The following is a 13,157-nucleotide window of genomic DNA, read 5'->3' as shown; positions in this document are numbered from 1 at the left end:
AGTCAAACCGCCAGCACCTCAGCCAAATGCTCCCCCTCCAACCAACCCCTGATATCACTCGCCCGCATAGGCTTGGCGAACAGGTAACCCTGTGCCCGAGTACACCCAAGATTCCTCAGCGCACCCAGTTCTGCCGCGGTCTCCACCCCTTCCACGATGCATTCCAGCTGCATGTCCTGACACAGGGCGATCAGGGATTTGACGATCTTGAAGCTGGCCGGGTCGAGGTGGAGGTCGGTGACGAAGGTGCGGTCCACCTTGAGCTTGGTCAGCGACAGCGCGTGGATCTGGCTCAGGCTGGAGTAGCCGGTGCCGAAGTCGTCGAGGGAAATGCCGCAGCCCAGCTCACGAAAGCGGCTGATGGCGCGCTGGGTCTGGGGCAGGTCCTGGATGGCGGCGGTTTCGGTGATTTCCAGGTCGAGACAGGCCGGGTCGAAACCGCTGCGCTTGATCAGCTCGACGATCTGCTGAGCGGCGTCCTCCGAGCCACAGTCGTGGGCGGAGAGATTGAAGGCCAGGCGGATACCGGCAGGCCATTGCGCGGCCGCCTCCAGTGCCTTGCCTAGCAAGGGCAGGGTGAGGCGATTGACCATGCCGACGCGCTCGGCGGTCGGGATGAAGTCACCGGGCGGCACGTTGCCCAGCTCCGGGCTTTCCCAGCGTGCCAGTGCTTCGAACGCCACGGTCTGCTTGCTGTGAATATCCACGACGGGCTGGAACATCATATAGAACTCATGCTCCAGATCGGCCCGGCGCAGGGCCTGTTCGGTCAGGCCTTCGCGGTTGAGCTGCTGGCGATGGGAAGCACTGAACAGACAAGCCGTGCCGGAGCGGTGGCGCTTGCTCTGATACAGGGCATAGTCGGCGTATTCATAGATCTCCGTGGCGGAGGATGCCTGATCCGGAAAGGTCGCGATGCCCAGGGACGCACTGATCTGGATAGGGATGTCCACCAGCAGGAACGGCTCGCTCAGGCTGGCGCAGAGCTTTTCGCCAAATGCCCGTAGCTGGTCATCGCTCATGGCCTGGGTGATGATCAGGCTGAACTCGTCGCCGCCCAGTCGAGCCAGGTGCATATCGTCATCGAGCAGCCCGGTCAGGCGCTGGCCCACCTGATGGAGGAGCCTGTCTCCCACGCGATGGCCATAGAGATCGTTGACCGGCTTGAAGCCATCCAGGTCGATCAGCCCCACGGCCAGGCGCGTTTCCTGCTCGCGGGCGTGGGCCAGTAGCGTATCGAGGCGGGAGAAGAATTGCCGCCGATTGGCGAGGCCGGTCAGGCTGTCCTCATTGGCCAGCTTGAGGTTTTCCTCGCTGAGCTTGGCTGTTTGCGCCTGCATGTTCACCAGCCGGGTGAAGTCGGCGTACTGCGCCCTGAGAATGATCAGCATGGCGATGGACACCAGTAGGACGTCGATCGCCGTGGCTACGAAGGTGATGATGCCGGTGGACGCGAAGAACACCACGAAGGCCGTGTTGACCACGGCAGTGGTGGCGAGGGCAGCGGGCAGCAGATGCATCATGCAGAAGATGCAGCCGATGACGGTGATCGCCATATAGAAGGCGACATGCGCCTGGGTGTAACTGTCGCCATAGGGAAACAGCGCCAGTGGCCAGGCGGTGAACGCCAGGGCCACGACTGGCGCGAGCCCATTGGTACGTTTCAACGCCGTCAGCATCTGCGCTGGGCTGCGCGGCTGATTGCGCGTGCGGATCCATTCCGTCGCACGGATCACGCCGAACAGCGTCATGAGCAACGGGCAATACACCACCAGCCAGCGTGGCGCGACGGCATAGTGGGTGCCCGCCAGCATCAGGGTGTTGATCAGCAGGATGAAGTACATCATCGGCAGCTGGCGAGACAGAGCAAGGTATTGCGCCTTGACCAGGCCAGGATTGTCTTTAGGTACGGACATCAAGGCTCGCATGCCAAGCAGTGTTTTCTTCATCAGGCAATGCTCTGAAAATACGACCAGTTAGATAGCCGCACGGAATGTCCTTTCCAGTCTGGGCGAAGCAGGGCTAAACGCTTCGCTTATGAGAGGGTGTCGGCCGCCCCTTGGATTTCCGCACCCTTTACGACCAATGGCACTTTGATCTCATTCGATTAGTCAATCGTAATAGGGGTAGGCGAGGCGAGCGCTCTCGGACAGCCTTGACGATCAACCGCCGGCAAGCGCTATCGGTGAAAGGTGCGAGACCTGAGGTTACAGGCTCGCGAACCAGAGCGTCCAAGGTGTCGGTAGGGGCTGGACGATGCTGATCCGCAGCCTTGCGGTCAGGTCTCTGGCATGCGCGCCGCTAAATAGGTGGTGATAGGCCACCATGAAAAAGCCCGCCATTAGGCGGGCTTTTTCATGTCCGGGACGCTCAGCCCAGCTTGGTCAACAAGGCATCCGCCGCTGCTTCCGAACTGGCCGGATTCTGGCCGGTGACCAGGTTGCCGTCTTCCACCACGAACTCGCCCCAGTCTGCGCCTTTCTCGTAGCGGGCGCCGAGCTTCTTGAGTTCGTCTTCCACCAGGAAGGGCACCACGTCGGTGAGTTGCACGCCGGCTTCTTCGCTGTTGGTGAAGCCAGTTACGGTGCGGCCCTTGACCAGCGGGGTGCCGTCGCCGGCCTTGACGTGGCGCAGTACACCCGGGGCGTGGCAGACCAGGCCGAAGGGCTTGTTGGACTGGGCGAAGGCTTCGAGCAGGGCGATGGAGTCGCGGGATTCGGCGAGGTCCCAGAGCGGGCCATGGCCGCCGGGGTAGAAGAGGCCGTCGTAATCGTCGGCCTGCACTTCAGCCAGCTTGACCGTATTGGCCAAAGCCTGCTGCGCTTCGGGGTCGTTCTTGAAGCGCTCGGTGGACTCGGTCTGAGCGTCGGGGGCGTCGCTCTTGGGGTCCAGCGGGGGTTGGCCGCCAGCCGGGGAGGCCAGGGTGATCTGGGCGCCGGCGTCCTTGAAGACGTAGTAGGGGGCGGCGAATTCTTCCAGCCAGAAGCCGGTTTTCTTGCCGGTGTCGCCGAGCTGGTCGTGGGAGGTCAGGACCATCAGGATCTTCATCGCGCGTTCCTCGTGTTCGAAAGGGTATCGCTAGACAGACCCTGGGTCCGCGCTGTGAGTGCCCGACTTCTTCGGCAAGCCACGAATACCTCACAGAAGCAGCAGGGGAGCCGCCCGGTTGGGGCGGCCATGGCGTTCAGGTAGATCAACCCCAGCCGAGGCTACCGCCCGGCTCATAGCGCTCACGAGCGGAGACGGTGCTGGCGACGTCATCAAGGTTATGAACGCCTACCAGTTGGATCAGCGAGTCCAAGTTGTCGACCTGGCCTTCGTAGCCTGCGTCACGGAAGACATAGGTGTCCTGGCCGTAGTGGAAGACGGCGGCATTGACCAGGCCGGTGGTGGACTGGGTCACGGTGTTGAGCGCGGCGAACAGGCTGGTCGCTTGCGCCAGGGCGGCGTCTTGGATGGTGACCACGGCTTTCTCGTCGTACACCGCGAAGCCGAAGATGATGTGGTCATCGTTCGCGTTGTAGTCCGTGACCGTCACATGGTTGGCGGCCAGGGAACGGTTGGCGGCGGCGCTGCTACTGCCATCGAAGTTGACCAGACTGGGTTCGAGGCTCAGGTAATCGGGCCCTTCGCCCAGGGTAATGGTGGCCCCGTGGCCGTAGCTGCCGTTCAGGTTGGCGTTGTGGGCGGCTACGCCTTTGGTGAACAGCAGGTCGACGTAATCGTTGCCAGCGCCGGCGTTGATGATGACGTCGGCCTGCTGGATGTGAGCGCCGATCTGATCGCCACCGGCGCCGGTATCGACGGTGATGGCCTTGACCCGCGAGTGTGCGAGGGAGGCGACGCTGTCCAGTTCCGCGGCGGCGATGGTGCTGACACTCACCGAGTCCTTGCCGCTGCCGGTGATCACGCTCTTCAGGAAGGCGCTCTGGCTGGCATAGGCGTAGTCATGGCCTTCGGTGTAGCCATGCAGGAAGTCAATCGATAGGCCGGCAGTGGAGGTAGAGCCGTCGAAGGTCTGCAGGCCATCGAAGTTGTCCAGGGTGATCAGATCGCTTTCATTGAACTGATTGGTCGGCACGTCGGTGAGGCTGACGGTCAGCTTGGCGATGCTTGAATCCAGGGTGCTATCGCTGGCGGTGGCGCCGCGGGTATGGCCGTCGAGGCGGGTGACCTGGTCTTCCCAATGACCGGTCAGGGTCAGTTCGCTCAGGGTCGAGCCGGCCGCATAGTGCGGGCCCTTGGCATCGAAGGTCTTGGCGAAGCCTACCTGCTCGGGGGCGGCATTGATGTCGAGCGTGAGACGCGGCTGGCTGTGGAAGGCGTAGTAGGTGACGCCATCAGCGGTGCCGGCCGGCTTGGCAGGCGCGGCGGCCAGGGGCGCCTTGGCGAAGGCAGAGGTGAAGAGAGGAGCGGCGGTGTCCAGGGGATTCTTGTAGGTCATGGCGGTCATCCTTAATGCATGTCAGGCCGAGCGCTCGCTGGACACGTTCTCGCGCAAGGCAAGACGTTTCTGACAGCTGAACGTCACGCCGACAGTGCCTAGCTTTTCACGGAGCTACAGCGAACCACACCGCAATTTCATCGGGCCACTAGTGGCACGCCGCCAAACGGTAGTGCGCTAAAAGTTCAATAGACTGACGAATAGGACGACCAACAGCGCGATCAGTACCGGGGACCAGCGGGTACGCAAGAGCAGCGCCAGGGCCAGCGCGGCCAGGGCGACGTCCAGCAGGCCGTGGATGGCACCCGTCCAGACCGGATCGTAGAGCGCCGCCAGCAGCAGGCCGACCACGCCGGCATTGAGCCCGGTTAATGCGCGTTGCCAGCCGAGGTGCTGGCGCAGGCTCTGCCAGAAGGGCAGGGCGGCAAGCAGGAGGAGGGTGCCGGGCAGAAAGATCAGCAGGGTCCAGAGCAGGCCGTTGAACCAGGCGGGGAGCGCCGAGGGCACCAGGGCGCCAAGGTAGGCGGCAAAGGTAAACAGCGGTCCGGGCACGGCCTGGGCGAGGCCATAGCCGGCCAGCACCTGGCCATCGCTGACCAGGCCAGTGGGGACCACCACCGCCTGCAGCAGCGGTAGCACGACATGGCCGCCGCCGAACACCAGGGCGCCGGCGCGGTAGACGCCCTCGCCTAGGCTACCCCAGGCGGGCAACAGCAGAAGCGGCAGCAGGAACAGCAGCAGGGCGACGACACCCAGGCGCCGGGAGGGTCCCATTTGTAGGACCAGGGCCGGCGGCGTGGCAGTCGGCGCCAGTGCCAGGCGACCGACCAGGGCGGCAAGCCCCAGCCCCAGTAGCTGACCGGTTGAGCCAGGCAGCCAGAGGGTGAGACCGGCAACGATCAGGGCGACGACGCGGCGCCGGGTATCCGGGCACAGCGTGCGGCCCATGCTCCAGACCGCCTGGGCCACTACCGCCACGGCGAAAACCTTGAGGCCATGCACCGCCGCCGAGTCGGCCAGCTCTGGATAGCGGGCGAGACCGAGGGCGAAGAGGATCAGCAATAGCGCGGAGGGCAGGGTGAAGCCTAGCCAGGCCGCCAGCAGGCCCCAGCCCCTGGCGCGGCCCAGACCCAGGGCCATGCCGACCTGGCTGCTGGTGGGGCCGGGCAAGAGCTGGCAAAGGGCGACCAGTTCGGCGTAGGCGGGCTCGTCCAGCCAGCGCCGGCGAACGACGAAGGCCTGGCGGAAATAGCCCAGGTGGGCGATGGGGCCGCCAAAGCTGGTGCAGCCCAGGCGCAGAAAGATCAGGAAGACCTGCCAGGCGCTGTCCTTATCGCGGGCAATGTCGCGCATGGCGGCCCCGATCAGCCGCGCGGCGCCGCAGGCGGTACCACCACCTCGCCGTCTTCCTTAACGAAGGGCCCGCGCTGCGGCTCGGGCAGGATCTCCAGCACCTGCTCCGAGGGCCGGCAGAGCCGGGTGCCCAGGGGCGTCACGACGATGGGTCTGTTGATCAGGATGGGATGGTGCAGCATGGCGGCGATCAGCGCCGCGTCGTCCAGTTGCGGATCGTCCAGCCCCAGCTCGGCATAGGGCGTGCCTTTCTGGCGCAGCAGGTCGCGCACGGGCATGCGCAGGTCCGCGATCAGCCGTTCCAGCTGCGCCCTATCGGGCGGTGTCTCCAGGTAGTGGATGACCGTCGGCTCGACGCCGCTGTTGCGAATCAGGCCCAGCACGTTGCGCGAGGTGCCGCAGGCAGGGTTATGGTAGATCGTGACGGCGTCGTTCATGGGCGGTCTCGGCGGGAGGAAAGGGCGCCGCGTTCGTACCAGCCGCGCGAACCGTTCACCAGGCGGACGACCAGCAGCATCAGGGGTACCTCGATGAGGACCCCCACCACGGTAGCCAGGGCGGCGCCCGAGTGGAAGCCGAACAGGCTGATGGCGGCGGCCACCGCCAGTTCGAAGAAGTTGCTGGCGCCGATCAGCGCCGACGGACAGGCGACGCTGTGGCTCTCGCCCACCAGGCGGTTGAGCCAATAGGCCAGGGCCGAATTGAACAGCACCTGGATCAGGATGGGCACGGCCAGCAGGGCGATCACCAGCGGCTGCGCCAGGATCGCCTCGCCCTGAAAGGCGAACAGCAGCACCAGGGTGGCCAGCAGCGCAGCGATCGAGAGCGGCCCCAAGCGAGCCAGGGCGCGGTCGAAGGCCGCCTGGCCCTGGCGCAGCAGCGCGCGCCGCCAGAGCTGGGCGAGGATCACCGGCAGCACGATGTAGAGGACCACCGAAATCAGCAGGGTGGCCCAGGGCACCGCGATCGACGACAGCCCCAGCAGCAGGCCGACGATGGGGGCGAAGGCGAACACCATGAGGGTGTCGTTCAGTGCGACCTGGGACAGGGTGAACAGCGGATCGCCCTGGGTGAGCCGACTCCAGACGAAGACCATGGCGGTGCAGGGCGCCGCCGCCAGCAGGATCAGGCCGGCGATGTAGCTGTCCAGCTGCTCGGTCGGTAGCCAGGGGGCGAAAAGCTGGCGAATGAACAGCCAGGCGAGCAGGGCCATGGAGAAGGGCTTGATCGCCCAGTTGACGAACAGGGTGACGCCAATCCCGCGCCAGTGATGACGTACCTGGCCCAGGGCGCTGAAATCCACCTTCAGCAGCATCGGCACGATCATCACCCAGATCAGCAGGCCGACCGGCAGATTGACCTGGGCCACCTCGATCCGACCGATGAAGCGGAAGAGACCGGGCGCCACCTGGCCCAGGGCGATGCCAGCCAGGATGCACAGCGCGACCCACAGGCTGAGGTAGCGCTCGAAGGTGTTCATGCGGGGGACTGTTGGCGGGCAGGAGGATGAACTGTTCATGGCGGGCCTGGTGGTGGAGGTCAGAGGTAGGAGCTTTGCCCGGACGGGTCAGCAGAGGCAGCGGGCGGTGTCGGTGACCGCGCAGTCGACACCGGCGCAACAGTGCTCGGTGAGATAGCCGAGCAGGGCGTTCATCTGGCCATAGGCAGCGCGATAGATGAGGTTGCGGCCCTGCTGTTCCACCGTGACCAGGCCGGCATTGGCCAACTCCTTGAGGTGGAAGGAGAGATTGCTGCGCGCCACGTCGAGTTGGTCGGCCAGCAGGCTGGGGGTTAGCCCTTCGGCCCCCGCGACCACCAGGGCACGAAAGACCCGCAGGCGCTGGGCGTGGGCAAGAGCGGCAAGGGCGGATACGGCGAGATCTTCATTCATGATTCAATGATACAAGGATCGTTGAATGATTGAACAGGTGGCGCTAAATGTGAGTCGGTGCCGCCGGTCAGCGGGGCAGGTGGCGCAGCGCGCTCACCACCTGGTGCAACTGGATGACATCGAGCCCGCGCATGCCGAGGTTTTGCTTAGGCCAGGGTTAGTCGAGCACAGCTTTGTCTTTGGCTGGTCCTCCCGGCATGATCGCTCCCTCGACTCCCTGGATGGACAGCCTCCGTGAACACCGATCTGCAGCTGCGCGACGCCACCCTCGCCGATCTACCTGCCATCCAGGCCATCTATGCCCAGCATGTGCTGCATAGCTGCGCCAGCTTCGAGCTGGAACCGCCGGATGTCCTGGAGCTGGAACGTCGGCTCGCCGCCGTGCGCCAGGCTGGTCTGCCCTACCGGGTCGCCGAACGGGATGGCGAAGTGGTGGGCTATGCCTACGCCGTGCTCTACCGTCCAAGACCGGCCTATCGCCATACCGCGGAAGACTCGGTGTACGTGCGTGAAGGGTTCGGCGGCCAGGGCATCGGTCGGCGGTTGCTGGAAGAGGTGGTCGCGGCCTGCACGGCGGCGGGCTTTCGCCAGCTGGTGGCGGTGATCGGCGACAGTGCCAACCAGGGCTCCATCGCCCTGCACCAGCGCCAGGGCTTTCGCATGGTCGGTACCTTCGAGGCGGTGGGCTTCAAGCACGGCCGCTGGGTGGACACGGTACTGATGCAGCTCAGCCTGGGCGAAGGCGATCGCACCCCAGGTACGCGTTGATGACGCCGATGCCGAGCGACCGCGCCATCTGGCAGCTGGGGCTGATGCAACTGCTGGCCTGGGGCCTGGCCTTTTATCTCCCCGGGGTCTATGGCCCGGCCATGGCGGCGGGGCTCGGCTGGGACGCGCGCTGGGTCTATGGCGGCTTTTCGCTGGCGATGCTGACCATGGGGCTGGTGTCGCCCTTCAGCGGCGCGGTGATCGAGCGCCTGGGTGGCTGCCGCACCCTGCAGCTCGGCCTGGTGCTCGATGCCCTGGGTTGCCTCGGCCTTGCGGCCGCTCAATCGGCGCCGCTGTTCTACCTGGCCTGGGTCACCCTGGGCGTGGGCATGCGGCTGTCACTGTACGACGCCGCCTTCGCCACCCTGGCCCGGCTGGCGGGCGAGCGCTCGCGGGCGGTGATGGTGCGCATCACCCTGCTCGGCGGCCTGGCCTCGGCAGTGTTCTGGCCCCTGGGCCACTGGCTGCTGGAGGTGCTGGGCTGGCGCCTGGGCCTGGTGGTCTATGCCGGCATCGCCCTGGCCGGCCTGCTGTTGCTCGTGCCGCTGCCCAATGTCCGCGGACGTTTGCCCAGTGCCGAGTTGCCGCCCGCGGTGGCGGATGGTTCGCCACGCCTGGCTGGGGTGCTGTTCGCCACCGGGATGGCGTTGATCGGCTTTCTTTCGGCGGGGCTCTCGGCCCATCTGCCGGCGCTGCTGGCCGAGCGGGGCGTACCGGTCGGCGTGGCCGCGCTCTGGGGCATCGGCCAGGTTTGCGCACGGCTGGCGGAACTGGCCTCCGGACAGCGGCTGTCGGCGCGCCAGCTCAATCTGCTCCTGGGTCTGGGGCTGCCGCTGAGTTTCGCCCTTGCCCTGGCGAGCGATGGTCATCTTCTGCTGACCGCCGGCTTCGTCTTTCTCTATGGCGCGCTCAATGGCCTGGTGGCGGTGCTGCGCGCCAGCCTGCCACTGGAGCTGTTCGACCGGGCGCTCTATGCGCGACTCACGGGGAAGCTGCTGGCGCCGAGCTTCCTGCTCTCGGCGGCCGCACCCTGGTGCTATGCCCTGGCGCGGGAGAGCTGGGGTGACCGTGGCCTGCTCGGCCTGTGCCTGCTGGTCAGCCTGGGGGTGACCCTGGCCGCCGTGGGGCTGCTGGGGCGACGGCGACCGGCTCCGGCCTGAGGCGGGAGCCGGGGCAGGGCTCAGTTCAGTCGACGGGCGAACTGACCCACCGCACCCACCACACGCTGGGCACCGTCCTGGATCTCGGTGATGCGGGTGCCAGCGGCGTTGGCCAGCTGCAGGCCCTGTTCCGCCTGGTGCTTGCTGGCGGCCATGTTGGCCACGGCGGTCTGCGCCAGCTGCTGGTTCTGCTGCACCACCCCGACGATCTCCTCGGTGGCCTTGCTGGTGCGACCGGCCAGTTGGCGGACCTCGTCGGCCACCACGGCGAAGCCACGGCCCTGTTCACCGGCGCGGGCGGCCTCGATGGCCGCGTTGAGGGCCAGCAGGTTGGTCTGCTCGGCGATGCCGCTGATGGTCTTGACGATGGTGCTGATGACCAGCGACTGCTCGCCCAGGGCCTCGATGCCATTGGAGGCCACCTGCAGTTCCTCGGCGATCTTGCGCATCACCGAGACGGTGTCCTGCACCACCTCGGCTCCCTGACGGGCGCTCTCGTCGGTCTGCTGGGAGATGTCGAAGGCCACCTTGGCCGCTTCGGCCACCGCCTGTTCCTGCTCCACCTGCTCGGTGATGACGGTGGCGAATTTCACCACCTTGTACAGCTGGCCACGGGTGTTGAGCACCGGGTTGTAGGAGGCTTCCAGCCAGACCGTGCGGCCGTGGCTGTCGATCCGCTTGAAGCGACTGGCAATGAATTCGCCGCGGTTCAGTCGCGCCCAGAACGCCTGGTAATCGGCGGAGTTGGCTTCCTCGCTGGTGCAGAACAACCGGTGGTGCTTGCCCTGGATCTGCTTGAGCGAATAGCCCATGCCCTGCAGGAAGCGGTCGTTGGCGGTGAGCACCTCGCCGGCCAGGTTGAATTCGATGACGGCGGTGGAGCGCAGCAGGGCGTTGATCAGGCCGGAGTGCTCGGTGGAGGTCTCCACCTGCTCGGTACGATCGTTGGCGAAGCAGATGGTCTTGTGGATCCGGCCCTGGGTGTCGCGCAGCGGCTGCCAGGTCGAATAGAGCCAGGCCTCCTGGCCATTGGAACGCAGCAGGCGATACATGCCACTGGTCTGGGTGCCTTGACTGAGGGCGCTCTTGAGGTCGCGGTAGCAGGGCAATTGTTTGACGTATTCTGGAATGAAGGCGTCCAGCGGACGACCGACCACATTCTCGGGGCGGTAGCCCATCTCGCGGCAGAAGCGCTCGTTGACGCGCTCGATGTTGCCACGGTCATCGACAGTAAGACTGAGTGCCTGGCTTTCGAAGCCAGCGTGCAATTGACGCAGTTCGGCGACCTCGGCCCGTAGTTGGGCGAGCTCGGTCTTCAGATGGCGATTGAACATGGCAGGACACCGACAGAAGTGAAAGTATGACTTCTACTACTTCGACGGTGCCTGGATTTTCTGAAGGGGAAGGCCGCGACTTTCGACTAAAGCCGTAGCCTCAGCCCTGGCGGCTGGCGATGAAGCGCCGGAAGACTTCCAGGGTGGCTTCGCTGACGTGGTGCTCCATGCCCTCGGCATCGCGGCGGGCGGTGTCGGCGTCTACTCCAAGGGTCAGCAGGAAGGTCTCGACCACATGGTGGCGCGCGCGGCTGGCTTCGGCCAGGGCTTCGCCCTCGGGCGTCAGGAAGACCCCGCGATAGGGGCGCTGCACGATCAAGCCGGCAGCGGCCAGGCGCTTGAGCATCTTGGCCACGGTGGGCTGGGCGACGCCGATGCGCGCGGCGATGTCCACCTGGCGCGCTTCACCTCCGTCCCGGATGAGATCGGAAATGAGCTCGACATAGTCTTCGATCAGCTCCTGACGATGCGCCTCGCGGACCTGTTGAAAACCTTCCATATGAATGGATGGATCGACCAACCGATTCAGCAGTTCGTCGTCCTTTGTCATGTTGCCCACCTGAATGACCTTCTCCGCAAGAGCCAAGGCGCTTCGGAGGGAAGCGCTCGGGCGCCATTTTGACCGAGTTGCCGGCGAATACCAAAGATTCCTTCGCCAGTGGGCGTTATCGACGGATGAGATAGAGATTTTTTATTGCTGGATGTGTGAATTTTAGCCTAGGCTAAATTCTCCAAAGGGTAGTCCTACCTTGCCGAACGAGTTAGCCATGAAAGAATCCGCCAGCTACGTCGAACCTGCCTGGCAGGAGCCTTCGTCGTCCGCCCGGCCCAGCCTGGGGCGGATGAATGCCAGTATTCCGGTGCCCGAAGGCGGCAGCTGGTTTCGCCGGCTGCTGGCCTTCGTCGGCCCGGGCTACATGGTTTCTGTGGGCTACATGGACCCGGGCAACTGGGCCACGGACCTCGCGGGCGGCTCGCAATTCGGCTACCTGCTGCTGTCGGTGATCCTGCTGTCCAATCTGATGGCCATCCTGTTGCAGGCCCTGGCCGCGCGCCTGGGCATCGCCACCGGGCTGGATCTGGCCCAGGCCTGCCGCGCCCGTTATTCGCGTCCGGTCAGCCTGCTGCTGTGGCTCGCCTGCGAGATCGCGATCATTGCCTGCGACCTGGCCGAGGTGATAGGCACGGCCATCGCCCTCAATCTGCTGTTCGGCATTCCCCTGATGTGGGGCGCGATCCTCACGGCGCTCGACGTCTTTCTCATCCTGTTGTTGATGAACCGCGGCTTTCGCTGGCTCGAAGCCTTCGTCATCGCGCTGCTGACGTTGATCTTCGTCTGCTTCGGCGTGCAGATGGTGCTGGCCCAGCCGTCCCTGGTCGCGGTGTTCGACGGCTTTCTGCCCAAGGCGGAGATCGTCACCAACCCGGCCGCGCTGTACCTGGCCATCGGTATCATCGGTGCCACGGTGATGCCCCATAACCTCTATCTGCATTCGTCCATCGTCCAGACCCGCGCCTATCCGCGAACCGAGGAGGGGCGGCGCATGGGGCTGCGCTGGGCGGTGGCCGACAGCACCCTGGCGCTGATGCTGGCGCTGTTCGTCAACGCGGCCATCCTCATCACCGCCGCGGCCGTGTTCCACAGTGCCGGTCGTACCGACGTGGCCGAGATCCAAGACGCCTATCACCTGCTGTCGCCGATGCTGGGCGTGGGGATCGCCTCGCTGCTGTTCGCGGTCGCCCTGCTGGCGTCGGGCATCAACTCCACCGTCACCGCGACCCTGGCTGGCCAGATCGTCATGGAAGGCTTTCTTTCGCTGCGCATCCCCGACTGGGCGCGGCGCCTGATCACCCGCGGTATCGCCGTCATCCCGGTGGTGGTGGTGACCGGTCTCTATGGCGAGAGTGGCACGGCCAAGCTGCTGGTGCTGAGCCAGGTGGTGCTGTCCATGCAGCTGCCGTTCGCGGTGATCCCGCTGGTGCGCTTCGTCTCGGATCGCCAGCTGATGGGCTCCTTCGTGATCAAGCGCTTCACGGCGGTGCTGGCCTGGGCGGTGGCCGGGCTGATCGTGGTGCTCAACGTGAAGCTGCTGGCCGATATCCTGATGGGCTAGCAGACATCTGAGGTCAGACGACCTTTGGTGGCTCTGGCATGCTGGTTTGGGAACTTGTGAATGCGCGAGGGTATCCATCCGTTACCACAATAA

The 13,157-nt window shown here is 65.2% G+C and carries 12 protein-coding genes; 3 read left to right on the top strand and 9 right to left on the bottom strand.

Features of this window, described 5'->3' with window-relative positions; all coding sequences use genetic code 11:
- Window positions 1–2 precede the first annotated feature (2 nt).
- From ACWPW1_RS16620 to ACWPW1_RS16590, 7 genes are all read right to left on the bottom strand, one after another.
- Window positions 3–1,949 (bottom strand): putative bifunctional diguanylate cyclase/phosphodiesterase, encoded by a 1,947-nt coding sequence (locus ACWPW1_RS16620; RefSeq protein WP_454253455.1) that lies wholly within the window; start codon window positions 1,947–1,949, stop codon window positions 3–5.
- 421 nt (window positions 1,950–2,370) lie between these two features.
- Complete coding sequence (locus ACWPW1_RS16615) at window positions 2,371–3,048, bottom strand: type 1 glutamine amidotransferase domain-containing protein (RefSeq protein WP_454253454.1); 678 nt, start codon at window positions 3,046–3,048, stop codon at window positions 2,371–2,373.
- A gap of 145 nt (window positions 3,049–3,193) precedes the next feature.
- Entirely contained in the window at window positions 3,194–4,444 is a 1,251-nt protein-coding gene (locus ACWPW1_RS16610) for a hypothetical protein (protein WP_059315772.1), read from the bottom strand.
- A gap of 177 nt (window positions 4,445–4,621) precedes the next feature.
- The gene (gene chrA / locus ACWPW1_RS16605; RefSeq protein ID WP_454253453.1) at window positions 4,622–5,797 is read right to left on the bottom strand and encodes a chromate efflux transporter; all 1,176 of its coding nucleotides are present in this window, start codon (window positions 5,795–5,797) and stop codon (window positions 4,622–4,624) included.
- Between the two features lie 11 nt (window positions 5,798–5,808).
- Window positions 5,809–6,234, bottom strand: coding sequence for an arsenate reductase (glutaredoxin) (gene arsC, locus ACWPW1_RS16600; protein ID WP_454253452.1), 426 nt, complete (start codon window positions 6,232–6,234; stop codon window positions 5,809–5,811).
- The gene (gene arsB / locus ACWPW1_RS16595; protein ID WP_454253451.1) at window positions 6,231–7,277 is read right to left on the bottom strand and encodes an ACR3 family arsenite efflux transporter; all 1,047 of its coding nucleotides are present in this window, start codon (window positions 7,275–7,277) and stop codon (window positions 6,231–6,233) included. The genes arsC and arsB overlap by 4 nt, the downstream gene beginning before the upstream one ends.
- 87 nt (window positions 7,278–7,364) lie before the next feature.
- Window positions 7,365–7,688: an ArsR/SmtB family transcription factor gene (locus ACWPW1_RS16590; protein WP_059315768.1), complete on the bottom strand. Its 324-nt coding sequence runs from the start codon at window positions 7,686–7,688 to the stop codon at window positions 7,365–7,367.
- 234 nt (window positions 7,689–7,922) lie between these two features.
- On the opposite strand from ACWPW1_RS16590, the gene ACWPW1_RS16585 reads away from it, so the two are divergent.
- Together ACWPW1_RS16585 and ACWPW1_RS16580 are read left to right on the top strand one after the other, a co-directional pair.
- Window positions 7,923–8,456 carry a GNAT family N-acetyltransferase gene (locus tag ACWPW1_RS16585; protein WP_059315766.1) on the top strand — a complete coding sequence of 178 codons (534 nt, stop codon included), beginning with the start codon at window positions 7,923–7,925 and terminating at the stop codon, window positions 8,454–8,456.
- On the top strand, window positions 8,456–9,616 hold the full coding sequence (locus ACWPW1_RS16580; protein ID WP_454253450.1) for an MFS transporter: 1,161 nt from the start codon (window positions 8,456–8,458) through the stop codon (window positions 9,614–9,616). Before ACWPW1_RS16585 ends, ACWPW1_RS16580 begins: the two co-directional genes overlap by 1 nt.
- Before the next feature lie 20 nt (window positions 9,617–9,636).
- Here ACWPW1_RS16580 and ACWPW1_RS16575 read toward each other — a convergent pair whose 3' ends face one another.
- Together ACWPW1_RS16575 and mntR are read right to left on the bottom strand one after the other, a co-directional pair.
- Window positions 9,637–10,950, bottom strand: coding sequence for a methyl-accepting chemotaxis protein (locus ACWPW1_RS16575; protein ID WP_059315764.1), 1,314 nt, complete (start codon window positions 10,948–10,950; stop codon window positions 9,637–9,639).
- 100 nt (window positions 10,951–11,050) lie between these two features.
- A complete protein-coding gene (gene mntR / locus ACWPW1_RS16570) occupies window positions 11,051–11,500 on the bottom strand; it encodes a manganese-binding transcriptional regulator MntR (protein ID WP_059315763.1) in 450 nt (149 codons plus the stop codon).
- 217 nt (window positions 11,501–11,717) lie between these two features.
- Here mntR and ACWPW1_RS16565 point away from each other — a divergent pair, with 217 nt between their 5' ends.
- Window positions 11,718–13,064 carry an Nramp family divalent metal transporter gene (locus tag ACWPW1_RS16565; protein WP_454253449.1) on the top strand — a complete coding sequence of 449 codons (1,347 nt, stop codon included), beginning with the start codon at window positions 11,718–11,720 and terminating at the stop codon, window positions 13,062–13,064.
- Window positions 13,065–13,157 lie beyond the last annotated feature (93 nt).

This window comes from Pseudomonas sp. Marseille-Q7302 (genome assembly GCF_965111925.1).
The sequence above is the reverse complement of the archived record's forward strand: the minus strand, read 5'-3'. Positions and strand labels throughout refer to the sequence as shown.

What these genes read in the sequence shown, in the direction of transcription:
- chrA (WP_454253453.1), bottom strand. Translation starts at nt 5,797, where the DNA reads ATGCGCGACATTGCCCGCGATAAGGACAGCGCCTGGCAGGTCTTCCTG.
- ACWPW1_RS16575 (WP_059315764.1), bottom strand. Translation starts at nt 10,950, where the DNA reads ATGTTCAATCGCCATCTGAAGACCGAGCTCGCCCAACTACGGGCCGAG.
- arsC (WP_454253452.1), bottom strand. Translation starts at nt 6,234, where the DNA reads ATGAACGACGCCGTCACGATCTACCATAACCCTGCCTGCGGCACCTCG.
- ACWPW1_RS16620 (WP_454253455.1), bottom strand. Translation starts at nt 1,949, where the DNA reads ATGAAGAAAACACTGCTTGGCATGCGAGCCTTGATGTCCGTACCTAAA.
- ACWPW1_RS16610 (WP_059315772.1), bottom strand. Translation starts at nt 4,444, where the DNA reads ATGACCTACAAGAATCCCCTGGACACCGCCGCTCCTCTCTTCACCTCT.
- arsB (WP_454253451.1), bottom strand. Translation starts at nt 7,277, where the DNA reads ATGAACACCTTCGAGCGCTACCTCAGCCTGTGGGTCGCGCTGTGCATC.
- ACWPW1_RS16580 (WP_454253450.1), top strand. Translation starts at nt 8,456, where the DNA reads ATGACGCCGATGCCGAGCGACCGCGCCATCTGGCAGCTGGGGCTGATG.
- mntR (WP_059315763.1), bottom strand. Translation starts at nt 11,500, where the DNA reads ATGACAAAGGACGACGAACTGCTGAATCGGTTGGTCGATCCATCCATT.
- ACWPW1_RS16565 (WP_454253449.1), top strand. Translation starts at nt 11,718, where the DNA reads ATGAAAGAATCCGCCAGCTACGTCGAACCTGCCTGGCAGGAGCCTTCG.
- ACWPW1_RS16615 (WP_454253454.1), bottom strand. Translation starts at nt 3,048, where the DNA reads ATGAAGATCCTGATGGTCCTGACCTCCCACGACCAGCTCGGCGACACC.
- ACWPW1_RS16590 (WP_059315768.1), bottom strand. Translation starts at nt 7,688, where the DNA reads ATGAATGAAGATCTCGCCGTATCCGCCCTTGCCGCTCTTGCCCACGCC.